This is a genomic window from Amycolatopsis marina, from assembly GCF_900111885.1.
Classification (GTDB): domain Bacteria; phylum Actinomycetota; class Actinomycetes; order Mycobacteriales; family Pseudonocardiaceae; genus Amycolatopsis; species Amycolatopsis marina.
Genome location: NZ_FOKG01000014.1, coordinates 168,326 through 190,872 on the forward strand (window position 1 = coordinate 168,326; position 22,547 = coordinate 190,872).

Below are 22,547 nucleotides of genomic sequence, written 5' to 3' on the forward strand. Positions count from 1 at the left end.
CGACGTCGAGGGCCACACGGTGATTCATGCAGCGATCGGCACACCGAGCAGGTAGGTCCGTCCTGTGGCACCTCGGACCGTTACCGTTCGTGGCAGCGCTGATACTCGCCGGACATCTGCTCGGTACGCACTCCCACGCCGACGTGCCCTCTGTCGCCGCCGATCAAGGGCACCATCTGTCGACCACCGCGCCTCCCGAGCACCACCCGGGTCTGGGCGTGGGGGAGAGCGAGGGGTCGCAGCCGCACGACTCCGCTGGCGACGGCCACTGCGGCTACCTCTGCGTCCGGAACATGCCCGGCCTGCCGGCCGCCACGGCAGCCTGGACGGGTACGCCGGCTCCTGCGGGCCAGCCCCTGCCAACTGCCGCGGCAGACGCGGTGGACGGGGCGCGGGCGCCGCCCGATCCGGTGCGGGAACTCCAGGTGATGCGGGTCTAGAGCGTGTCCGCGGCGACAGCCGCTGACACGCACAACCCGTACCGACTCAGGAGTTGCCGACATGTACTACAGGACCGATATCAAGCTGGCCGCGGCCGTCGCGGCGTTCGCGTCCGCGGGCGCGGCGGTGATCCACCTCGCCGTCACACCGGACCACTGGCGGGAGTGGGCCCCGTCCGGGCTGTTCTTCGCCGGGCTGGCGCTCCTCCAGCTCGGCTGGGCCGTGGCCGTGCTGCGGTCGGCGCACCGGGCCGTCCTCGGCATCGGTGTCGTGGCGAACACGGCTGCCATCGCGTTGTGGGTCGTGACACGTACCAATGGTCTTCCGTTCGGCCCCCACGCCGATATCCCGGAATCCCTTGGGCCCGCGGGCATTCTGGCGACGGTGCTGGAACTGGTCGTCGTTCTCGGTGCGGCGTGGGGGATGCTGCCGCGCGAGCACGCGTCGAAGATCTCCGTCTGGAGATACCGGTTCGCCCTGGGCGGTGCGGCCATGCTGGTCGCGGCGGTCATGGCGCCGGGCGTGGTCGCGGGTCTCGACCACGCGCACGGCGGCGCGGAACACGACAGTCACGGCGAACCCGGAACCGGAGGTCACCACGGGACGACCTCCACACCCGAACCCGTTCCGGGCGGGTCCACGGCCACCCGGCGACCCACGACGTCGGAATCCTCGCACTCGTCTGGGCACTCGGACGGACATTCCCACTGATCGGTCCGCTGCGGGAGGATTGCGCGGACGTGCGTGCTCCGACCCGAAGGACCAGGTGCTGATGAACAGACCGGACGAGCAGCGAAGCTTGGACAAGCAGTTCACGGCGACCCTGCGCAAGAGCACGGCCAAGGGCGGATGGACCTACGTCGTGATGCCCGACTCGGTCGAGTTCTTCGGGACGCGCGGGCTGGTGAAGGTCAGGGGGACGATCGACGGGCACCCGTTCCGGAGCTCGTTCATGGCCATGGGCGACGGGACGCACAAGCTGCCGGTGAAGGCCGATATCCGCACGGCGATCGGGAAGGGCGCCGGTGACAGTGTCACAGTCTGTCTAGAAGAGCGAATCGGCTGACGAGCGGCGTCCCGACTGAGTCAAGTTGCCGACGCTGGAACAGGCTCAGCTCAAGCACGCGATGCTGCAACGCGGGCCACGAGTCCTATGTGCTCGTGGACCATTCCAAGGTGGACAGCGCACCGGTCTCCTACTGGGCTCCGCTCGATCGGGAGCACACCGTCATCGTCGACGACGGTGGCGATCCTGCCGCACTGCGGGTATTCGGCGACTCGGTGCTGGTCGTGCCGACCGGCCGGGACTGACTCGCCGTACTGTCACGTTTCGCCGGGCACGTCCGGCACGTTGTTCAGTGCGTCGAGGGTGCCCGCCTTCGCGATGGGGATCACACTGAGCTTGCCGTTGGTCTCCAGTACCACCGCGGCCACCTGATCCAGCCCGCCGATACCGTGCGACCGGATCGCCTGCAGCACCTCGGTCTCGCTGACGCGCTGCTCCCGGAGGGCGTCGGGTCGCAGCCGTCCCTGCCACAGCAGCAGTGTCGGGTCCGAGCGCACGGCCCCGCGGATCGCGGGCACGCGCACGCCCAGCCATGCGACGACGAACTGGGCCGCGACGAGCAGGGCCAGTGCCAGCACGCCTTCGGCGAGCGCGACGTCGGCGGTCAGCAGGACGGTGGCCAGTGTGGACCCCAGTGCCACCGTGACCACCAGGTCGAAGGCGTTCATCTTGGCCAGCGTCCGCTTGCCGGAGAGGCGGAGCACGATCACCAGCAGTACGTAGGCGGGGATCCCCACGAGGACCACCCTGCCGAGCCCGCCCCAGGAGTCGAAGAACATTCCACAGGCCTACCCCGCTGCGGGGGAACGACACGTGGAGTGGCCCGCCCTACGGAACCACGTGCTGCACCGGCCGGTCGGCCACCCGCCGCAGTCCGGGAGCGGTGGAGTCGTGGACAAGGGCGCAGTCACGCAGGTGCTCGGCCTGGCCGAAGTCCACTCGCAGCTCGACTCCGTCCGCCAGCCGGTACGGCCGCGTGTCGACGACCGCGCCGAGAATCTTGCGCAGCCGGGACACCTCCGCACGGGCCGTCACCACGTGGTCGGCATCGCCGTAGAGTGCCGAGCTCAGCGCGGCGGCGCTCAGTCCGGCCGACCCGGCCAGGTGCAGCAGGAGCAGGATCTCCGCGTGCCGGGCGGTCGGCGAGCTGCGCCACGGTGCGCCACTGCCACTCACCTCGATCAGCGGCTGCCCGGAGAGATCGAGCAGCAGCCGCACGGTGTTGTCGCTGCCAGCGGGCAGCACCAGCCAGCCGTTGGCGACGGCCTCGGGCAGGCACAGCCCCAGCCCCGGTACGGCGATCGCCCGATCGCCACGGGGCACGGCGATGCGGTCCCGGACCGTGATGCCCGTGCTGTGGGCGACCCAGCCGTGCTCGTCGACCAGCAACAGCGGGCCGTCCACCGCGGCGAGCCGGGGTGCGGCTGCTGTTCGCAGTTGTTCGAGCCGGTGCTCGTGGTGGCGCCAGAGTCGTAGCTCGGCGAGCCGGACGGCGGTCTCGACCAGCGCGCCGATGGTCGGGTGCAGAGTCATCGCCGGGCCGCTGACGTCGACGATGCCGAGGAGTTCGCCGGTGCGCGGATCGTGAATCGGGGCGGCTGTGCAGTACCACGGATGCTGCGGCTGCTCGAAGTGCTCGGCGGAGAACAGCTGCACCGGGGCAGCCTCGGCGATCGCGGTTCCGATCGCGTTGGTGCCGACCGCCGACTCGGTCCAGAGCGCCCCCTCGACGAACCCCAGGCTGTCCGCGCGGATCCTGGTGCGCGCCGCGCCCTCCCGCCAGAGGATGACGCCCTCGCCGTTGGTGACCACCAGCAGGAACTGGGACGCGTCCGCGACGGCGGAGATCAGTCCCCTCAGCTCGGTGATGACCGAACTCAGTGGGGACTCCCTGCGCAGGCGCTCCACCTCCGCCACCGACAACGGGTCCCGCGTGTTCCGCCCGTCGGGATCGAGACCGAGCGCGAGCACCCTGGACCACGACCTGGCGACGAGGTCGCGCGGGCGCATCGGAGGGCGGGAGCCACCGAGGACGGCGTGGTGGGTCCTGGCCAGGGCGCGGGCGTACGCCTGCAGGTCCGTGCCCTGCTCGATCGCACCGAAACCGCTCACGATCACCGTTCCCGTCCTTGGGCCCTCCCGTGACGATAGCCGCTGTGCTGTGAGCTGCGCCATGGCGCGTGCAACGCGCTGCAACCCTTGTTCGCCACCTCGTCCGTGTCGTGTGCTGTGAGTCACAGGAAGGCCCGGCGAGAGGAATTGCGATGACGCAGACCGTCCAGCCCGACATCCGGCAGGACTCCGTGCGCGAGAACGCCACGCCACAACAGCGGGTGGACGACTGGCTCGCGGAGTTCGAGGCCGCGCTGACCGCCCGTGACGTGCGGCGGGCCGCGGGCATGTTCGCCACCGACAGCTTCTGGCGCGACCTCGTCGCGTTCACCTGGAACATCAAGACGGTGGAGGGCCGTGCGGGTGTCGCGGACCTGCTCGGCGCCCGGCTGGCCGACACGGATCCGTCCGGGTTTCGCACCATCGAGCCCGCGGAGGAAGCCGACGGCGTCACCTCCGCGTGGATCGGCTTCGAGACGGCCGTCGGCCGCGGTCTCGGGCACCTGCGACTGACCGAAGAGGGCGCGTGGACCCTGCTGACCACCGTGCACGAGATCAAGGGGCACGAGGAGAACAAGGGTGCGAGCCGCCCGCTCGGCGCGGTGCACGGTGCTGATCGCGATCGGCTCAGCTGGGCCGATCGGCGGGCGCGGGAGGACGCCCAGCTCGGCTACGCCCAGCAGCCCTACGTGGTGGTCGTCGGCGGCGGCCAGGGCGGGATCGCGCTCGGCGCGCGCCTGCGCCAGCTCGGCGTGCCCGCGCTGGTGATCGAGCGCAATCCGCGAGCGGGGGACTCATGGCGCAACCGGTACAAGACGCTCTGTCTGCACGACCCCGTCTGGTACGACCACCTGCCGTACCTGCCCTTCCCCGACACCTGGCCGGTCTTCGCGCCGAAGGACAAGATCGGTGACTGGCTGGAGATGTACACGCGGGTGATGGAGGTGCCCTACTGGACGTCGAGCACCTGCACGTCGGCCTCCTACGACGAACGCACGAAGCAGTGGACCGTTCACGTCGATCGGGACGGGGAGCAGGTCACGCTCCGGCCGAAGCACCTGGTGCTCGCCACCGGGATGTCCGGCAAACCGAATGTTCCCACGTTCCCCGGACAGGACAGCTTCGCCGGCGACCAGCACCACTCCAGCCGGCACCCCGGGCCGGAGGCGTACGCGGGCAAACGCGCCGTGGTGATCGGCTCGAACAACTCCGCACACGACATCTGCGGCGCGCTGTGGGAGGTGGGCGCCGACGTGACGATGGTCCAGCGGTCGTCGACGCACGTCGTCAAGTCGGACTCGCTGATGGAACTCGGGCTCGGCGACCTGTACTCCGAGCGGGCCGTGGCCTCGGGGATGACCACGCAGAAGGCCGATCTGACGTTCGCCTCCCTGCCATACCGGATCATGCACGAGTTTCAGATCCCGGTGTACCAGGCGATCGCCGAGCGCGACGCCGACTTCTACGAGCGCCTGGAGAAGGCGGGCTTCCGGCACGACTGGGGCGATGACGGTTCCGGGCTGTTCATGAAGTACCTGCGCCGCGGTTCCGGGTACTACATCGACGTGGGTGCGAGTGAACTCGTCGCGAACGGGGACATCAAGCTCGCGCACGGGCAGGTCCGCGAGCTCACCGAACACGAGGTGGTGCTGGCGGACGGCACGCGACTGCCAGCCGACCTGGTGGTGTACGCGACGGGGTTCGGCTCGATGAACGGCTGGGCGGCCGACCTGATCGGCCAGGACGTCGCGGACAAGGTCGGCAAGTGCTGGGGCCTCGGGTCGGGCACGACCAAGGACCCGGGGCCGTGGGAGGGGGAGCAGCGCAACATGTGGAAGCCGACCCAGCAGGAAGGCCTCTGGTTCCACGGCGGAAATCTGCACCAGTCAAGGCACTACTCCCTGTACCTGGCACTGCAACTCAAGGCCCGCCACGAAAACATTCCAACCCCCGTCTACGGCCTCCAAGAAGTCCACCACCTCGCCTGAGCCGACGCACTGGCTTGGGATGTCCGCAAGTACCACGCGGTCTCGCACTTTCCCGGGAAAGTGCGAGACCCGGAAAGCCCCGCCCCAGGTCCAGCGCCTTCCCCATCGCACTTTCCCGGGAAAGTGCGATGGGGAAGGTGTCGGTCCGGATAGGGTGGGTCGCATGATTCGTCACACGGTCGCGTTCCGGCTCCGTCATGCCCCCGGGTCCGACGAGGAGGCTGGGTTCCTGAAGGCCGCGCTCGCGCTCGCCGACATCCCCGGTGTCGAACGCTTCGAACAACTGCGCCAGACGAGCCCCAAGAACGACTTCCGGTTCGGCTTCTCGATGGAGTTCGCCGACCAGACGGCGTACACGAACTACAACGAGCACCCCGTGCACACGGGGTTCGTGGCCGAACGCTGGCTCACCGAGGTCGAGGACTTCCTCGAGATCGACTACGAGCCCCTCGGCTGATCGCCATGATCGACGACGCTGAGCTGCCGTACTTGCGCCGTTGTGTGGAGCTGGCGACACAGGCACTGGAAGCGGGCGAAGAGCCGTTCGGCTCGGTCCTCGTTTCCGCCGAGGGCGAAGTGCTCGCCGAGGACCACAACCGCGTGGCCGGCGGCGATCAGACCCGGCACCCCGAGTTCGAGCTGGCCCGCTGGTCGGCGGCTCACCTGACCCCGGATCAGCGGTCGGCGGCCACCGTGTACACCTCGGGCGAGCATTGCCCGATGTGTGCGGCCGCGCACGGCTGGGTCGGTCTCGGCCGGATCGTGTACGCGAGTTCGTCGGAGCAAACGGCGTCCTGGTTGGCCGAACTGGGGGTGCCACCGCCGCCCGTGCGCGCGCTGCCGATCAGGGAGATCGTTCCGGACATGGTCGTGGACGGCCCGGTACCCGAACTGGCAGAACCGATCCGGGAACTGCACCGCCGATTTCACGCCCGTGGGACGGTGTGAGACCGGAAAGCGCCATCGCGAGTTGGCAGTTCCGGGGCGTGAGTTGGCAGTTTTGTGGCACCTGAACAGCCCGTTGACCAGCTCCTGAGCGATACTCGGAGGGTGAACGAAACGGGCAGCGCGGACGAGTTCGTCGACTGGTTCATCGCGCAGTTCGCGCAGTTCTGGCGCTCACAGGGCGCGGCCAGGTCCGAAGGCCGGATCGTGGGTTTCATGCTCGTGTGCGGCAAGGACCGCGTCTCCGCCGACGAGATCGCGAAGGGTGCGGGTGTCAGCAGGGGCTCGACGTCGGTGTACCTGAGGAGCCTGACCGAGGTCGGCTTCGTCCAGCGGGTTCCGGGCGACACCAAGGCGCGGATGTACACAATGGACGAGGACGTGTGGGGTAGCTTCCTGCGCAACGAGCGGGACTACCTGAAGAAGCAGCGCGCGCTGGCGGAGACCGCGCTCGACCGGCTGCCGCATCTCGACGCCAAGAGCCGCAACCGCCTGGTCAACATGCGGGACTACATGACCTGGCTCGACGGATACCACGACGTGCTCACCGAGCAGTGGGAGCGGGTCAAGGCCGAACGCGATCCCGCAGGGGAAGCGGAATGACCATCGGCGTGCCCGCATGCGGATCCGGCACGACGTCGCAGTCGAGGCCGAACACCTCGGTGACCAGTTCTGTGGTCAGCACCGTCGCCGGATCGCCCGCCGCCACGACCTGGCCCTCGGCCATGACGACGAGATTCGTGGCGTAGCGCGCCGCCTGGTTCAGATCGTGCAGCACCGCCACGACCGTGCGCCCTTCGTGATGCAGCCGCGCGCACAGCTCGAGCACCTCGAACTGGTGCGCGATGTCGAGGAACGTGGTCGGCTCGTCCAACAGAACGATGTCGGTGTCCTGCGCGAGGACCATCGCGAACCAGGCCCGCTGCCGCTGCCCGCCGGACAACTCGCTCAGCTGCCTGTTCCCACTGCCGGCCAGGTCCGTCTGCTCCAGGGCCCGCGCGACGGCCACATCATCGGCCGGGCTCCACTGCCGCAGTGGGCGGTGATGCGGGTAGCGCCCTCGGCGGACCAGGTCACGAACCGTGATCCGATCAGGTGCCACCGGACTCTGTGGCAGCAATGCCAACCGCCGCGCCACCGCCTTGCCCCGGTAACTGCGCAAGTTCTTTCCGTGCAACAGGATCTGGCCAGATTGCGGCCGCACCACTCGTGCCATGGACTTGAGCACAGTGGACTTGCCACAACCGTTGGGGCCGATCAGGACGGTGAACTCGCCCTGCGGGACGTCCAGGCTGAGGTCGTGCACGACCGGCACCCCGCCGTACCCCAGTGTCGCCTGGTCGGCTCGCAGGAAATCCAGTCCTTTTCCGTTCACAGCACACCCTTCCGCCACTCGTGGATCAGCAGGTGCCCGAGGTAGACACCGCCGATCGCCATCGTGAAGATCCCGACGGGTAGCCGCTCCCCGATCGGCGAGTGCTGTGCGGCGAGGTCGGCGAGCACCAGCAGCAGGGCGCCCGTCAGCCCCGAGGACACGAGATTCGCGCCGGGCGCGCCCGACAACCGCTTGGCGATGTTCGGCGCGGTGAGTGCGACGAACGCGATGGGTCCGGCCACACTCACCGCCGCCGCCGAAAGGGCCACTGAGGCGACGATCGCCCAGACCCGTGCCGAGCGTGGCCCGGCTCCGAGGCTGTCCGCCAGTTCGTCACCCAGCTCGGTCACGGCGACGCGCCCCGCCAGCATCAGCACGGCCGGTACGACGACGGCGAGTGCCAGCCAGATCGTGCCCGCGTGTTCCCAGGAGCGGGCCGCGAGGCTCCCGTTCAGGTAGGCCGACAGCACATTCGCACTGTCCCGCGCCGCCACGTAGACGACGTAGTGCGTGAACGCCGCGGACATCGCCGCGACGCCGATTCCCGCGACGATCAACCGTCCCGGATGCCGGAAACCACTGCCTGTCGACACGTAGACGAGCAGCACCGCGGCGCCACCACCGAGTACGGCGCCGACCGGAACCGGGATCAATCCGGGCGCGAGCAGGCCGAAGAAGGCCGCCCCGGCACCCGCTCCCGAGCCGACTCCGATCACATCGGGGCTACCGAGCGGATTCCTTGCCACCGATTGGAAGAGTGCTCCGGCCATCCCGAGTGCGAGCCCCGTGCCGATCGCCACGACCAGCCGGGGTCCGCGCAGCCGTTCGAGCACGAACTCGGCGCTGCCCTCGGCGCCCCCGGCCAGCGCGGCAGGCAGTTCCGCGAGCGGGATACCCGCCTTCCCGATGGTCAGCGTCGCGACCGACGCCAGGCCGACGGCGAGTACGAGTGCGACCGTCAATAGCACCGACCTGCGATGCACCGGCAGCGTGACAGCACCACCCAGCCGCACCACAGGGCGGCGCTCGCCCCGGGACAGGTCCGCGTGGACGATCACATGGCACCCCGCATCCGCCGCACGGCGTAGAGCAGGAACGGCGCGCCGGCGAACGCGGCGACCACGCCGACCATGAGTTCCTGCGGACGCACGAGCACCCGTCCCAGCACATCGGCGAGCAGCAGCAGGCTGGGGCCGAGCAGGAGGGCACACGGGATCTGGACGCGGAAGTCGATCCCGGCGAGCGCGCGGACGATGTGCGGTACCGCGAGACCGACGAAGGCGATCGGGCCGACGGCCGCCGTCGCGCCCGCACTGAGCAGGGTCGCCGCCGCGAGGCCGCCCGCTCGCACGAGCGTGGCATTGGCGCCGACCGAGACCGCCGCCTCGTCGCCGAGCGCGAGCGCGTTCAGCGCGGGCGCCAGCACCAGGGCCAGCATGCCTCCGGCGAGCGTGACCGGCAGTACCGAAAGCAGCGTGTCGAAGCCTCGGCCCGCGAGCGAGCCCACCACCCAGTACCGGTAGCTGTCGAACACGTCCGGCAGGCTGAGGGTGATGGCCTGGATGTAGGCGCCGAGCACGGCGGACACCACCGCGCCGGCCAGCACCAGCCGGACGAGTCCGGTGCCCGCGCCCGCCGTGCCGATGATATAGACCCCCGCGCCCGCGACGATCGCCCCCGGCAGCGCCCACCACACCGTCGCGGTTCCGCTCTGCGCGCCGAGCAACGCGGTGGCGGTGACGATCGCTGCCGCGGCGCCCATGTTGATCCCCAGCAGGCCCGGCTCCGCCAATGGATTGCGGGTGATGGCCTGCAGGAGCGTGCCCGCGACGGCGAGCCCCGCACCGGCGAGGATGCCGAGTGCGGTGCGCGGATAGCGGCTCTCGACGACCGTGGTCAGGAACGGGTCGGCGGTCCCGGTCAGCACGTGCCACACGTCGGCCGCGGAGGTGGCCTTGCCGCCGAGCATGAGGCTCAGTCCGGCTGCGGTCACCAGGAGCGCGAGTCCGGCGCACAGGATCAACGCGTGCCGTGGGCCCGCGACCGCGCGCTTGTTGAACACAGCCTACCGGTCGAGCTTGGCGATCGCGGCATCGATCTCGGGCAGGTAGCGGTCGATCACCCAGGGGACCGTCAGCGGGTTGATGATGGAGGAGGCGGTGACGAAGGAGTTGTCCGCACTGGCCACGACGCTGCCCCGCTCGACGGCCGGAATGCTCTTGTACAGCGGCTGGGCCTCGATCTCCTTCTTCGTCTCCGGATTGGCGTAGAACGTGAAGACCAGGTCGCTGTCGCGCAGTTTGTCGGCCTGCTCCAGTCCGATCAGAGCGGAATCGGTCCCCTCGGTCTCTGGCAGGGTCTGCACGACGGGATCGACGGTGAGGCCCAGCTTCGACACCATCGCGACGCGCTGCTCATCGGGGAGGAACACACCGAGGGTGCCGGGGCCGTTGGTGTAGATGTAGGAGAACGTCACGTCGGCGTAGCGGGGCCGCGTTGCCGCGGCTTCGGCGAACCGCTGCTCGATTCCGGTGATGAGCTCGTCCGCGTCGGCCGTCCTGCCCAGCGCCTTGCCGATGATCTTGATCTGCTCGTCCCAGTCGGTGCTCCAGGCCTTGCCCGGGTAGGCGACGGTCGGTGCGATGTCGTTGAGGATGTCGAACTGTTCCTGCGTGATGCCCGACCACGGCGCGAGGATGACATCGGGGGCGAGTTCGACGATGGCCTCGAAGTCGATGTCCTCGCCACCGGTGAACTGCGTGGGCAGCTGCCCGCCCTCGGCTGTCACGGCCTCGTGGATCCAGGGCAGGTAACCGGTGTCGTCGCTGCCCCACTCGTAGCTCTCGATTCCGACCGGGGCCTGGCCGAGCGCGATCGCGGTCTCGGCGGAGCCCTGGCCGAGCGTCACGATCCGTTCCGGGCGCTGCGGGATCTCGGCCGTGCCGAGGGCACTCTCGATCGTGACGGGGAAGGCGTCACCGCCCTGGGAATCGGGCGCGGTCTCGGTCGTGGACGCGGTACCGCAGCCGCTGAGACCGATGGCGGTGGCGGCGATCGCGGCGCCGAGCGCACGCAGGCGCCGTCTTCCCAAGGTTGCGTTCATCGGTGAAGTCCTTCGCTGGGGCGTGCTCGCTACGCAGGCGAGCAGTACGAAGGGCAGACTAACCTAAGTTTCATTACTTCTGAACGTGGGCGGTGTCACCGCTAGCACCAACCGGCCGTACCGCCACGTGGCTCATTTCTTCACCTGGTTCTTACGCCTGTTGGTTGATCGCTTGCCGCGTTCCCGGATGGTTGCCTGTTCAAGGAGCCGCGGTATGGCTGGGTGTCTGTCGGGGATGCCGCTCATTGCAAGCTGAGGGGATCTCTGATGCGTTCGTCCCGCAAGCGGGGTTTCTTGTCGCGCGCCCTGATCACGGCGCTGTTCGTGGCACTGCTGACGGTGGGTATGCCGGTGGGGCCGCCGGTGACGTCGGCAGGGGGCACGGACCTCGGTCTGGGTCGCTTGTGGAATTCGGTGGTCGGGCTGATCTCGCCGGAGTCGGCCGCCGCGGAACCGGCGCCCCGTGCGGCTTCCGCGCCCGAGCAACCGCCCGAGCCACCGAAGCGCGTCAAGGAACTGGTGGACAAGCGCTCGGCGACGACAAAGGTCTTCGCCATGTCGGACGGGCGGACCGAGGTCGAAATCTCGCCCGAGCCGCGGCACTTCCGGGACGGCGACGGATGGTCCGATATCGACCCGACGGTGATCGAGCGAGCCAGGGACGGGTACCGGTTCGGCAACGACAAGAACAGGTTCCGCAGCGACTTCGGTGACAAGAGCGACCGGCTGGTGCGGTTCGAGGCGGCAGGCAAGCAGGTGGCGCTGGGGATCGCCGGCGAGTCGCGGGCGTTGTCGCCGCGGGTGCAGGGTGACACGGTCACCTATCCCGACGCGTTCGGTAACGCGGACCTCGAGTACGAGGTGACCGGCGAGGCGCTGAAGGAGCGGATCGTGCTGCCTTCACCGGTCGGGGAGTCGGTCTTCCGGTTCACGATGCGCCTGGGCGGGGTGACCGCGCGGCAGCAGCCGGACGGCTCCATCGGGTTCTTCGCCAAGGGGGCGGCCGGCGAGCACGGGCCGCCGTTGTTCGTGATGCCGCGACCGTTCATGTTCGACAGCAGTGCGGATCAGAAGTCGCCGCACGGCAAGGTGTTCAGCGACAAGGTGACGCAGACCGTCGAGCAGCAGGGCGCGAACATCACGGTGACGGTCGCAGCGGACAAGGATTGGCTGGCCGCGCCGGAGCGGCGGTATCCGGTGGTGATCGATCCGACCATCAAGATCGAGCCGACGCCGACCACCGGCGAGGACGTGCAGATCTGGTCGGACACCCCGACCCGCAACGACGGTTCGAGTTACCGGCTCTCGGTCGGGACGGACCCGTGGGGCGTGGCGCGAAGCCTGCTGAAGTTCGACACCTCGGTGGTGCCCGCCGGGACGTCGTTGACGTCGGCGCGGCTGCGGACGTACTACGACAGCGAGTTGCACACCGCCGTGAACAACGTGGAGATCGAGGCGCGGCGGATCACCCAGGCCTGGTCGGAGGACACCGCGACCTGGAACTCCGCGAACCAGGACTTCGCCGAGGCCGGACTGTCCACTGCGGTCAAACAGGCGAACAAGGCGAACGTGTGGCACGAGTTCGACGTGCGCAACATCGCGCAGTCCTGGGTGTCGGGCTCGGCGCAGAACCACGGGCTGATGCTCAAGGCGACCGACGAGGCGCTGAACCGGGGCGGAGCGATCTACCAGGCCGCGGAGTTCGCCTACGGCGGTGAGGTGGCGAACCGGCCGAAGCTGGTCCTCACCTATGGCCGGCCGAGCGTGAACCTGCACTACCCGACGACGATCCGTTCGACGGGCGCGGAGTTGAACTGGGATCCCTACGTCGATCCGCAGCCGACGAACCCGGCCGATGACGTGGTGGAGTACCAGGTGCACCGCACGGTGTACCAGGCGTTCACGCCTTCGCGGTACACACTGATCGCTCCGCTGTCGCCGGACGCGACGAGCTTCTCCGACACGACGGCACGCCCGACGCCCGCGGACTCACCGGATCCGTTCGGTGCGGCGTACTACTACATGATCGTGGCCAAGACCCGGGACGGGCAGTTGATCCCCGGTCCGACGCAGGTCGCGCGGTTGCCGAAGGCGGGCAGGGTGACGCAGATCCTGCAGACGTCCGAGGCGACGACGTTGTCCTCGGGACAACCGGACACGAACCTGGACACCTTCGGTGGTCAGAAGTGGTTGTCGGCGGGGATCGGTTCGTCGACCTACGCCACGACGCGGCCGGTGGTGAACTTTCCCGATCTGTCGTCGATCCCGGCGAACGCGCGGATCGAGGAGGCAGAGGTCGGCCTGTGGGGTTTCTACTCCTGGGGCAGTGGGGCCAGGATCAACGTGCACCAGCTGGACGAGCCGTTCGTGGAGAGCGAGGCGACCTGGCGGCGGGCGTCGGCGGCGACCGCATGGACCGCGGGCGGCGGCACCTACGGCACGATGGCCGACCAGCTGACCACCGTGACGAACGATCCGAAGTGGAACTGGTGGGACGTTTCCGGCCTGGTGCAGAGCTGGGTCAACGATCCGGCGTCGAACCACGGGATGCTGGTGCGGCTCAACGACACGGCGGTCGAGCAGCGAGCCTTGTTCCTGTCCGACGAGGCCGCGGAGCCGCAGTTGCGGCCCAACCTGGTGGTCACCTACACCGAGCCGACGGCGGAGTCCACCTACTACGCGCCGGACACACCGTCGATGCGGATGATCCCCGGTGACGAGTACACGGTGCCGGTGACGCTGACCAACACCACCGGCGCGACCTGGTCCTCGGGCAACCGGGTGCTGTCCTACCGCTGGGGCCTGCCGGACGGCACCGATGTCACCACCGGCGGCAACCGGCTGGAGACCGCGCTGCCCGCGGATGTTCCGCCGATGGGCACGGTGACCGTGCAGGCGCGGGTGAAGACGCCGATCCAGAGCGCGGCGGGGAACAAGCGTGAGCAGTTCGTGCTCAGCTGGGACCTGCGCGACACCACCGACGGCAGCTGGTTGTCCGGCACGGGCGGGATTCCCGCGCTGCCGCAGAACGTGACGGTCGAGGACCCGACCAGTGACGAGCTCGGGCTGGAGAAGTTCTACTCCTACGTGGGCAAGTCCACGGGTGCGGGATCGAACGTGCTGGTCAACCAGTACGCCGGGAACACGGTGTTCTCCTACGACGCCTTGTCGAACCCGGGGCGGGGGCTGTCGACGTTCCTGCGGATGACCTACAACAGCATGGACACCTCGGCCACCTCGATGGGCTACGGCTGGTCATTGGCGGCGTCGGGCGTCACGCGGCTGGGAACATCGCTGGACCTGCACCCAAGGGGACAGGACTATCCGTCGCTGGTCACCATGCCGGACGGGGACGGCACGAGTCACGAGTTCACCCTGAACAAGCACGACTCCACCGACCCCGCGGTGTGGACGTACGACAAACCCGCGGGTGTGCATCTGCATCTGGCGCGGGTGTCCGGTGAGGACACCTCGCGGCGCTGGATGATGACCCGGCCGGACCGCACGAAGTTCTTCTTCGACGACGAAGGCTGGCTGTCGGCGGTCGCCGACCGCAACGGCAACACCCAGAACTTCACCTACACCGAGCGCAAGTCGAACAACCAGCCGCGCAAGTTTCTGGCCTACGTCACCGATCCCGCAGGCAGGCAGAGCCTGACGCTGGACTACTGGGAGAAGGGGGAGACGAGGAACCCGAAGCTGCTGGACATGGTGCAGTCGGTGACCGACGTCTCCGGGCGCAAGGTGACGTTTGGCTACGACGACAAGGGCCTGCTGACCGAGATGGTCGACGGGGCCGGCACCCCGCTGGCGAAGACGTTCCGGTTCGCCTATGACGCGGAGCAGGGCAACAAGAACGTCAAGCTCGTCGCGGTGACCGACCCGCGCGGCAACACCAGCGATCTGGCGTACTACACCGCGCCCGAGGACCCGAAGGACAAGTGGAAGGCCAAGACCCTCACCGACCGGCTGGGCCACGACACCGGGTTCGCCTACGCCGACCCCGACGGCTCCGCCGGATCGGAGATGACGTCCACGGTCACCGACGCCGAAGGCCACAACTCCAGCTACCGGATGGACGGCTACGGCAGGCCCACCTCCACGACCAACGCCAAGAACGAGACCACGGCGATGACGTGGGACGCCGACAACAACGTCGTGTCGCTCACCGAGGACAACGGGGCGGTCTCGACGTGGACCTACGACCCGAAGACCGGGTACCCGACGTCGATCCGGGACGCGGAAGCCGTGGCGAACAACACGCCACCGACCACATTGGAGTATCGGACCGCACTGGGCGGCTACACCGCGGAACTCACCGGAAAGGTGAGCCCGGAGGGCAGACGCTGGGCGTTCGGGTACGACGGCAACGGCAACCTGACCACGGTCACCGACCCCAAGGGCGTCGCCACGCCTGATGTGGCGGACGACTACCGGTCGGTCTACACCTACGACCCGCACGGGCAGTTGCTGACCTCCACGGACGCGAACGGCAACACCACCACGTTCGCCGACTACCACGCGGCCGGCTACCCGCGGGCCACCACCGACGCGCTGGCGAACACCTCCACCGTCGGCTACGACGTGCGGGGCAACGTGGTCACGGCCACCGACGCGGCCGGTGCCACCACCACGGCGGCCTACGACGTGTTCGGGCGTCCACTGGAGACCACGGTGCCGAAGGACGCCGACGCTGGGGAGCTGATCACGACCCCGGCGCCGGTGTACGACGCCAACGACAACGTCACACAGTCCACCGCGCCCAACGGCGCGACGACGACGGCGACCTACGACCCGGCCGACCAGCTCACCGCCGCGACCGAGCCGAAGGACACTCCGGACGGACCCGAGCGGCGCTCGACGTTCAGCTACGACACGATCGGCAACCTGCTGGCCGAGACCCAGCCGCTGGGCACCCTCACACCAGCCGATCCGGACGACTTCGTCACTCGCTACGCCTATGACGAGATCTCCCAGCTCACCGCGGCCACCAACGCCGCGGGGGAGACGATCTCCTACACCTACGACAACGTCGGCAACCTGGTGACGGTGGTGGACCCGCGCAAGAACGCCACCACCGACGCGGCCGACTACACCACGAAGATCGCCTACGACCGCAACCACCGGCAGGTGTCCACAACGGACGCCCTCGGCCACGTCACCAGCCAGACCTACGACCTCGACGGCAACGTCACCACCAGCACCGACGCCGAGAAGGTCACCACCACCTACGTCTACGACGAACGCTCCTCGGTGGTGGAGGTCCGTGCTCCGCATGCCACCGTGGACGGCAAGACCGTGGTGCGCACAACCCGCGTTGAGTACGACCAGGTCGGCAACCAGACCAGGGTGATCACCCCGCGCGGGGTCGACACCGCCGACGACCCGGACGACTTCGCCGCGCGCACCGTCTACGACAAGCTCAACCGGCCCATCGAGAAGCACTCGCCACACGATCCCGGCGACGCCCGCTACGGCACGCCCGACATCACCCGCTACGCCTACGACAAGGTCGGCAACCTCGCCGAGGTCTCGGCGCCGCCGTCGGCGGGGCAGTCGGTGCGCAACAGCACCAGCTACTCCTACTTCGACAACGGCTGGATCCGCGGCTCCACCGACCCGTGGGACATCGCCACCACCTACGACTACAACAACCTCGGCCAGCAGACCGCGCGCACCTTCACCAGCGCGGGCGGCTCGTCGGCCCGCACCATGAGCTGGGACTACTACCCGGACGGCAAACTGAAGTCCCGCAGCGACGACGGCGTGCCGGTCGGCAAGCACGTGGTGCTGGTGGACAACTCCGACACCCCCAACCTGAAGGTGGCGGGAAACTGGGCCACCAGCAGTGAGGGGGCCGGGTTCCAGGGCTACGACTACCGCACCGCGCCGGCCGGAACGGGAGACGCGAGTGTCACGTGGACGCTCAACGTGCCCCAGGACGGCGACTACGAGGTGTTCGCCCGCTACCCGGGCGCACAGGCCACCAACGCCCCCTACACCGTGCGGCACAGCGGGGGCGAGACGACCACGGCCGTGAATCAGACCCAGCAGGCGGGGGAGTGGGTCAGCCTCGGCACGCACGCCTTCACCAAGGGCAACTCGCACAACGTGGAGCTGACCGACAAGGCTGACGGCCAGGTCGCGGCGGACTCGGTGAAGCTGGTGCGCGACAACTCCGGGGACACCGACACCGAAGCGAAGACGTTCAGCTACACCTACGACGCCAACGCCAACCTCACCTCACTCACCGACAGCAGTCCCGGAGCGAACGTCGACGCGTACGCGATGGGCTACAACGGGCTCAACCAGCTGGCGAAGGTGGAGGAGAAGCTGGCCGGGGCGGTGCAGAACACCACGGCATTCAGCTACGACCCGAACGGCAACCCGCTGAGCCGCGATCACGACACGCAGGACGCGGCGTTCGAGTACGACCCGCGGGATCTGGTGGCGAAGGTGACCAACACGGAGACCGGACAGGACCCGAAGGTCACCACCTACGGCTACACCGCGCGCGGGCAGGTGGACCTCGAGACCAAGGCCAACGGCAACACCGTCGACTACGGCTACCACCTCGACGGGCAACTCGCCTCGCAGGTCGAGACCAAGGGCGACGGCACGCTGGTAGCGCAGCACTTCCTCGGCTACAACGCGAACGGGCATCGGATTCGGGATGCGTCGAAGGTCCAGAATGCCGATGATCACTCCGCGTATCTGGATGAGGTGCGGGAGTACGGGTATGACCCGCAGGACCGGATCGCGTCGGTGACGAAGAAGGCCGCCGGTACGGGGGCGGTGCTGGAGACCGAGACCTACGCCCACGACGCGAATTCCAACGTCATCGACCAGACGGTCGACGGTACGACGACGACGTTCAACTACGACCGTAACCGTTTGTTGTCGGCGACGAGCGCCGGCACGACGGCGGCCTACAACTACGACCCGTACGGCCGGTTGAACACGGTGACCGCGGCGGGGCAGGTGATCGAGCGGCTCACCTACGACGGGTTCGACCGCACGATCGAGCACGAGAAGATCAACGACACCGGCGGCCTGGACGCCACGACGTACGACTACGACCCACTGGACCGGACGACGACGAAGACGGCGGATGGGGAGACGACGGAGTTTGCCTACCTGGGGTTGACGGACAAGGTCGTCACTGAGGAGATTGGCGGGCAGGTTCAGCGTTCGTATGCCTACTCGGCGTGGGGTGCGCGGTTGTCGCAGGTCAAGCACGACACCGACGGCACGGGTCCGGAGGTCACCGAGGACTCGTTCTACGGCTACAACCCGCACACCGATGTGGAGACGTTGACCTCGGAGACGGGCGACACGCGGGCGACCTACGGCTACACCGCCTACGGCAAGGACGACGAGGAAGCCTTCACCGGCATCGACAAGCCGGATGCGCAGAACCCGAGTGAGGAGCCGTACAACTTCTACCGGTTCAACGGCAAACGTTGGGACCCCTCTTCGGGTTCGTACGATATGGGCTTCCGCGACTACAACCCCGGGTTGAACCGGTTCCTGACGCGGGACAGCTACAACGGGGCACTGGCTGACCTGGGGCTCGGCACCGACCCCTGGACCGGCAACCGCTACGCCTTCACCGGCGGCAACCCCATCAGCCGCATCGAAATCGACGGACATCTACCAATGCCCATCGTCCAAGCGAAGCCAGACATCGAGGGAACGAAGCAACGAGTTGCTCAGGTGCAGGCCGCAGACAAGATCGATCAACCTGCCCTTGGTCGTGACCTAACCCAAGAAGAACAGCGTTCCTTACGCCCGCTCGGCTACGAGGGCGCCGGGAAGCTTTCAAAACTGGATGCCGTTGCGTTGGCAGGACAAAGCCAGATGGCCTGGCAAAAGGTATGCACGCTGATCAACCAAAGCCGGGATGGCTGCTACGCGGGCACCACAAGCCATCCTACGTTCGATGATGCTAAACCGTTTGTGAAGCTTCTCTACGAGCTTTCTCCGTTCGCAGACGTTGCCGACTGTGTTGAAGGCAGCGCCGAGGGTTGCGCTTGGCTCGCCTCCAACATGATCCCCTTCTCAAAGGTAGCCAAGGGTGTAGGTAAGGTCGGAGGCGCGGTCGGCGCTGCAGGCGAAGTCGCGGATATGGCTCGCAGGGTCGACGTGGAGAATCTCAAGATGACTAATTCGGTCGCCAATCATCTTGGTGATTATCTAAAGGACGGGAGGATGGCTCGCCCCTATATGAACTCTCCTCTAACTATTCGAGAGATCGTTAGCGGAGGTAGTCCCGTCATCGACCCGGGTGGTGCCCCTAATTCCATCCGATGGGATGTCCCTGGTTCGTTCAGAGGATCTGCCGGCAACTGGGAACTCGTAGTGAACACGCAATCGAACACCATTTTACACTTTAACTTCACCACTGGCGGAAGCTGATGAAGATAAGATTAGAGAGCGGAAAGCCGCTTCAAGGTGCGCTGATTTACGAGGAGGCCGAGTATAGCTTTCGATTCGAGTCGAGCGACCTGGACGATCTCCGTTGCCGTATTGGTAATGCTGGGGTTGCGAGCCTTTCCGTTGGTACGCTTCAAATTGAAATGTCTGTCACCACAGGGCAACTCCTGTTTGCGTGGGGCTTACATCCAAAAGCGAACTGGATCGAGTCGAATCTGGGTTCGCCTAGTCGGCGACACGGGGCGTTATTCTTTGAACCGGCTGCTGAGCTAGGCGAAGGGATTTCGGTCTCCCTGGTCCCTGTTGGAAGTTGGTGTACATGGCTGGACACTGAATCTGGGTGGGTTCGAGTCTCATACGACTCAACCCCGGATCAAGAACAAACTGAGATCGCTCAAGGTGTTGTTGTTGGCCAACGCCATAGTCAACTTAGCTCTATTTGGCTACTTCCAGACATGCAGTAACGGTGGACGGTCTGAATCGAGCACGAGAAGATCGACGATACCGGTGGCCTGGACGCCACGACGTACGACTACGACCCGTTGGACCGGACGACGACGAAGACGGCGGATGGGGAGACGACGGAGTTCGCGTATCTGGGGTTGACGGACAAGGTCATTACCGAGGAGATCGGCGGCCAGATCCAGCGCTCGTATGCCTACTCCGCTTGGGGTGCGCGGTTGTCGCAGGTCAAGCACGACACCGACGGCACGGGTCCGGAGGTCACCGAGGACTCGTTCTACGGCTACAACCCGCACACCGATGTGGAGACGTTGACCTCGGAGACGGGCGACACGCGGGCGACCTACGGCTACACCGCCTACGGCAAGGACGACGAGGAAGCGTTCACCGGCATTGATAAGCCGGATGCGCAGAACCCGGGTGAGGAGCCGTACAACTTCTACCGGTTCAACGGCAAACGCTGGGACCCCTCTTCGGGCTCGTACGATATGGGCTTCCGCGACTACAACCCCGGGTTGAACCGGTTCCTGACGCGGGACAGCTACAACGGGGCACTGGCCGACCTCAATCTCGGGGCTGACCCCGGACCGGCAACCGCTACGCCTTCACCAACGGAAACCCCATCAGCCGCATCGAAATCGACGGACATCTACAATGCCCATCGTCAAAGCGAAACCAGACATCGAGGGAACGAAACAACGAGTTGTTCAGGTGCAGGCCGCAGATAAAGCTGTCGAAGGACTGGATCAGCCTGCATTGGGGCGAGATCTAACCGAGGAAGAGCCCAACTTCGAAATTTCCTTAGTCGTGGAGGTTTGCAGGAATGGCGACAGGAAAAAAGGTAGTCTTAGAGTTAAGTGAAGATGAGGCGATCGTGATTTTTGCGTGGGTGAGTCGGATCAACTCATCTGAACAGGGCACTTTCAGTGATCAGGCGGAGCAGCGTGTTCTGTGGGACATCGAGTCGTTGTTGGAGTCGAAACTGGTGCAGCCATTTAGTTCGAACTACGATGAGTTGCTTGCTAGTGCGCGGGCGCGCGTACGCGATCCTGAAGATTAAAACCCGTCTGTGTTTCACCGCGCTTTATATAACAAAATATGCATCGAGAGAAGGGAAGGTGTGAGGAGTACAGCGGGGGCCGATTCAGGCAGTTGCGTCTCACTTCATTTCTACTAACCGTATCGGTTTGCGCTAGATGCGGCTATCTCTTCCGCTGTTCCTCGTACGCCTCGCGCACCACTACGGCCTCCGGCAGGCCCCGAGCTTCTACCGCGTGCACCACTTCCGATGCGCGCCAGTGGTTTGAGGGCACTACCCGTCCCGATTCCAGTGCTTGCACCGTCACGGTGCATGCTTCGTCGAGTTCTCCGGTGATCAGCAGTGTGAGTGCCAGGTCCAGGTGCGCCGTTGCGACTCGGCGGGGCCAGCGGGTCACCTCGCCCGACGGCGACAGCCGGTGGATGACCTCACGTGCATATCGCTCAGCCGCTGGGTCGCCGAGCCATGCGAGTGTCGTCGCTGTGTAGGCGACGGACTTGTCCGGGTCGTAGCGGTAATGGTGCTCTGGGGTTTCCGGTCTGTGCAGTGGCGCGACCAGCTTGTGCACACGCGTCAACGCCTTGTAGGTCTCGCCGGCCTGCCCGAGGCGGGACCAGGCCCGTCCTTCCTGTGCGGTCGCCTGGATCGCCGCCGAGCTACCCACGGGAGCCAGATCCTGTGCCGCGCGGGACAGGTCCACCGCGCGGCGGTAGTCGCCGTCGGTGAGTACTCGCCACGCCTCCGTCTCGTAGCACCAGGCGCGGATCTCGGGGTGTTCCGCGTGTCGGGCCAGACTCGCCGCCGTCCGCAGCCTGGCCGTGGCGGACGCATTTTGCCCAAGATCGATGTTGACCGTCGCCCCGAGCAGCGAAAGCCATCCGCCAGTCACCATCAGGCGACGGCGCTGTGCCAGTGTCATCCGCGCGTCCATGAGGTGACTGACGTAGTCGAGGTGTTGCCGGACGCGGTGCAGGAGGTCGGAGGGTGTGGCACGCGGGTAGGCGGTCGCCAACTCGTCGACCACTGCTTCCAGCCGCGTCAGAGTCTCGTCTCCGACGTCGCTGACTGCTACTCGCCGGGCCAGATCGAGCGCCGCCAACTCGTCGTCCGAGGGATGATCGCCCAGGCGGACGCGGGTGGCAGGAGCACAACCTGGCGACGCGTTGGGATCTAGTGACCTTTGATCGCCGGGTAGCCGACGGATGGGTTGGCGGTGTGCGGATGATGGGCGGAAGCCGAGTGCGGCTTCTGGCCGGTGGAGTACTGCGGCGAAGGCGGAGCGGTAGTCGGTGTTGGGCCAGCGGATCTTTCCGCGTTCCAGCCGGGCCACGTAGTGCTCGTCCACGACTGCGTGGCGGGAGGTGTGGGCGACGAGCCAGGCGTTCACCGCGTCGGCCAGCTCCGGCCGGCTCATCCCCGCGCCGGGCACGCGCGGGGAGGGCGTTGCCTCGCGGGCGGCGCGTAGTTGGTCGTTCGGCTCGCGGCCGGTCTCCGTCACCAGGACGATTCTGCCTGCTGGATCCACCCCCCGAAACTGCCCTCGTGATTGGCCGTGTTCAGCGGAGCGTAATCACCTCAGT

Annotated in this window: 18 protein-coding genes; 11 read left to right on the forward strand and 7 right to left on the reverse strand. The window is 67.1% G+C overall.

The window, feature by feature from the left end; genetic code table 11:
• The first annotated feature begins 89 nt into the window (after positions 1 to 89).
• The 4 genes from BM199_RS22520 to BM199_RS33965 all read left to right on the forward strand — a co-directional run bounded on the left by BM199_RS22520 (position 90) and on the right by BM199_RS33965 (position 1,752).
• Entirely contained in the window at positions 90 to 440 is a 351-nt protein-coding gene (locus BM199_RS22520; RefSeq protein ID WP_091675288.1) for a DUF6153 family protein, read from the forward strand.
• A gap of 61 nt (positions 441 to 501) precedes the next feature.
• Entirely contained in the window at positions 502 to 1,152 is a 651-nt protein-coding gene (locus tag BM199_RS22525; RefSeq protein WP_091675289.1) for a hypothetical protein, read from the forward strand.
• A gap of 61 nt (positions 1,153 to 1,213) precedes the next feature.
• Positions 1,214 to 1,507: a DUF1905 domain-containing protein gene (locus BM199_RS22530; RefSeq protein ID WP_091675339.1), complete on the forward strand. Its 294-nt coding sequence runs from the start codon at positions 1,214 to 1,216 to the stop codon at positions 1,505 to 1,507.
• A 95-nt stretch (positions 1,508 to 1,602) separates the two neighbouring features.
• Complete coding sequence (locus BM199_RS33965; RefSeq protein ID WP_177242743.1) at positions 1,603 to 1,752, forward strand: hypothetical protein; 150 nt, start codon at positions 1,603 to 1,605, stop codon at positions 1,750 to 1,752.
• Between the two features lie 12 nt (positions 1,753 to 1,764).
• On the opposite strand, the gene BM199_RS22535 is transcribed toward BM199_RS33965, so the two are convergent.
• Positions 1,765 to 2,286: a DUF421 domain-containing protein gene (locus tag BM199_RS22535; RefSeq protein ID WP_091675290.1), complete on the reverse strand. Its 522-nt coding sequence runs from the start codon at positions 2,284 to 2,286 to the stop codon at positions 1,765 to 1,767.
• A 49-nt stretch (positions 2,287 to 2,335) separates the two neighbouring features.
• Positions 2,336 to 3,625, reverse strand: a complete 1,290-nt coding sequence (locus tag BM199_RS22540; RefSeq protein WP_425425571.1) for a GAF domain-containing protein — start codon at positions 3,623 to 3,625, stop codon at positions 2,336 to 2,338.
• A 146-nt stretch (positions 3,626 to 3,771) separates the two neighbouring features.
• Between BM199_RS22540 and BM199_RS22545 the strand changes: the two genes are divergently transcribed.
• The 4 genes from BM199_RS22545 (at position 3,772) to BM199_RS22560 (ending at position 7,155) form a co-directional block, all read left to right on the forward strand.
• Positions 3,772 to 5,607, forward strand: a complete 1,836-nt coding sequence (locus tag BM199_RS22545; protein ID WP_091675291.1) for a flavin-containing monooxygenase — start codon at positions 3,772 to 3,774, stop codon at positions 5,605 to 5,607.
• A 163-nt stretch (positions 5,608 to 5,770) separates the two neighbouring features.
• A complete protein-coding gene (locus BM199_RS22550; protein WP_091675292.1) occupies positions 5,771 to 6,064 on the forward strand; it encodes a Dabb family protein in 294 nt (97 codons plus the stop codon).
• Positions 6,065 to 6,069: 5 nt separating this feature from the next.
• Positions 6,070 to 6,555 carry a nucleoside deaminase gene (locus BM199_RS22555; RefSeq protein ID WP_091675293.1) on the forward strand — a complete coding sequence of 162 codons (486 nt, stop codon included), beginning with the start codon at positions 6,070 to 6,072 and terminating at the stop codon, positions 6,553 to 6,555.
• A 102-nt stretch (positions 6,556 to 6,657) separates the two neighbouring features.
• Complete coding sequence (locus tag BM199_RS22560; protein WP_218160404.1) at positions 6,658 to 7,155, forward strand: GbsR/MarR family transcriptional regulator; 498 nt, start codon at positions 6,658 to 6,660, stop codon at positions 7,153 to 7,155.
• Here the strand turns inward: BM199_RS22560 and BM199_RS22565 are convergent.
• The 4 genes from BM199_RS22565 to BM199_RS22580 are packed head-to-tail and all read right to left on the reverse strand — an operon-like array spanning position 7,118 to position 11,030.
• The gene (locus BM199_RS22565; RefSeq protein WP_091675294.1) at positions 7,118 to 7,927 is read right to left on the reverse strand and encodes an ABC transporter ATP-binding protein; all 810 of its coding nucleotides are present in this window, start codon (positions 7,925 to 7,927) and stop codon (positions 7,118 to 7,120) included. The two genes, BM199_RS22560 and BM199_RS22565, sit on opposite strands and share 38 nt — an antisense overlap.
• Positions 7,924 to 8,985 carry a FecCD family ABC transporter permease gene (locus tag BM199_RS22570; protein WP_218160406.1) on the reverse strand — a complete coding sequence of 354 codons (1,062 nt, stop codon included), beginning with the start codon at positions 8,983 to 8,985 and terminating at the stop codon, positions 7,924 to 7,926. The genes BM199_RS22565 and BM199_RS22570 overlap by 4 nt, the downstream gene beginning before the upstream one ends.
• Positions 8,982 to 9,989, reverse strand: a complete 1,008-nt coding sequence (locus BM199_RS22575; RefSeq protein WP_245788550.1) for a FecCD family ABC transporter permease — start codon at positions 9,987 to 9,989, stop codon at positions 8,982 to 8,984. Before BM199_RS22575 ends, BM199_RS22570 begins: the two co-directional genes overlap by 4 nt.
• 3 nt (positions 9,990 to 9,992) lie before the next feature.
• A complete protein-coding gene (locus BM199_RS22580; RefSeq protein WP_091675295.1) occupies positions 9,993 to 11,030 on the reverse strand; it encodes an iron-siderophore ABC transporter substrate-binding protein in 1,038 nt (345 codons plus the stop codon).
• 267 nt (positions 11,031 to 11,297) lie between these two features.
• On the opposite strand from BM199_RS22580, the gene BM199_RS22585 reads away from it, so the two are divergent.
• The 3 genes from BM199_RS22585 (at position 11,298) to BM199_RS22595 (ending at position 20,988) form a co-directional block, all read left to right on the forward strand.
• Positions 11,298 to 19,448 (forward strand): DNRLRE domain-containing protein, encoded by an 8,151-nt coding sequence (locus BM199_RS22585; RefSeq protein ID WP_091675296.1) that lies wholly within the window; start codon positions 11,298 to 11,300, stop codon positions 19,446 to 19,448.
• A 560-nt stretch (positions 19,449 to 20,008) separates the two neighbouring features.
• On the forward strand, positions 20,009 to 20,656 hold the full coding sequence (locus BM199_RS22590; protein ID WP_177242744.1) for an RHS repeat-associated core domain-containing protein: 648 nt from the start codon (positions 20,009 to 20,011) through the stop codon (positions 20,654 to 20,656).
• A gap of 95 nt (positions 20,657 to 20,751) precedes the next feature.
• Positions 20,752 to 20,988, forward strand: a complete 237-nt coding sequence (locus BM199_RS22595; RefSeq protein ID WP_091675298.1) for a hypothetical protein — start codon at positions 20,752 to 20,754, stop codon at positions 20,986 to 20,988.
• 142 nt (positions 20,989 to 21,130) lie between these two features.
• On the opposite strand, the gene BM199_RS22600 is transcribed toward BM199_RS22595, so the two are convergent.
• Positions 21,131 to 22,465, reverse strand: a complete 1,335-nt coding sequence (locus BM199_RS22600) for a helix-turn-helix domain-containing protein (RefSeq protein ID WP_143101890.1) — start codon at positions 22,463 to 22,465, stop codon at positions 21,131 to 21,133.
• Between the last annotated feature and the right edge of the window lie 82 nt (positions 22,466 to 22,547).

Coding starts and splice junctions, on each gene's coding strand:
- BM199_RS22585 (WP_091675296.1), top strand. CDS start 11,298: ATGCGTTCGTCCCGCAAGCGGGGTTTCTTGTCGCGCGCCCTGATCACG.
- BM199_RS22550 (WP_091675292.1), top strand. CDS start 5,771: ATGATTCGTCACACGGTCGCGTTCCGGCTCCGTCATGCCCCCGGGTCC.
- BM199_RS22530 (WP_091675339.1), top strand. CDS start 1,214: ATGAACAGACCGGACGAGCAGCGAAGCTTGGACAAGCAGTTCACGGCG.
- BM199_RS22580 (WP_091675295.1), bottom strand. CDS start 11,030: ATGAACGCAACCTTGGGAAGACGGCGCCTGCGTGCGCTCGGCGCCGCG.
- BM199_RS22545 (WP_091675291.1), top strand. CDS start 3,772: ATGACGCAGACCGTCCAGCCCGACATCCGGCAGGACTCCGTGCGCGAG.
- BM199_RS22555 (WP_091675293.1), top strand. CDS start 6,070: ATGATCGACGACGCTGAGCTGCCGTACTTGCGCCGTTGTGTGGAGCTG.
- BM199_RS22535 (WP_091675290.1), bottom strand. CDS start 2,286: ATGTTCTTCGACTCCTGGGGCGGGCTCGGCAGGGTGGTCCTCGTGGGG.
- BM199_RS22525 (WP_091675289.1), top strand. CDS start 502: ATGTACTACAGGACCGATATCAAGCTGGCCGCGGCCGTCGCGGCGTTC.
- BM199_RS22595 (WP_091675298.1), top strand. CDS start 20,752: ATGGCGACAGGAAAAAAGGTAGTCTTAGAGTTAAGTGAAGATGAGGCG.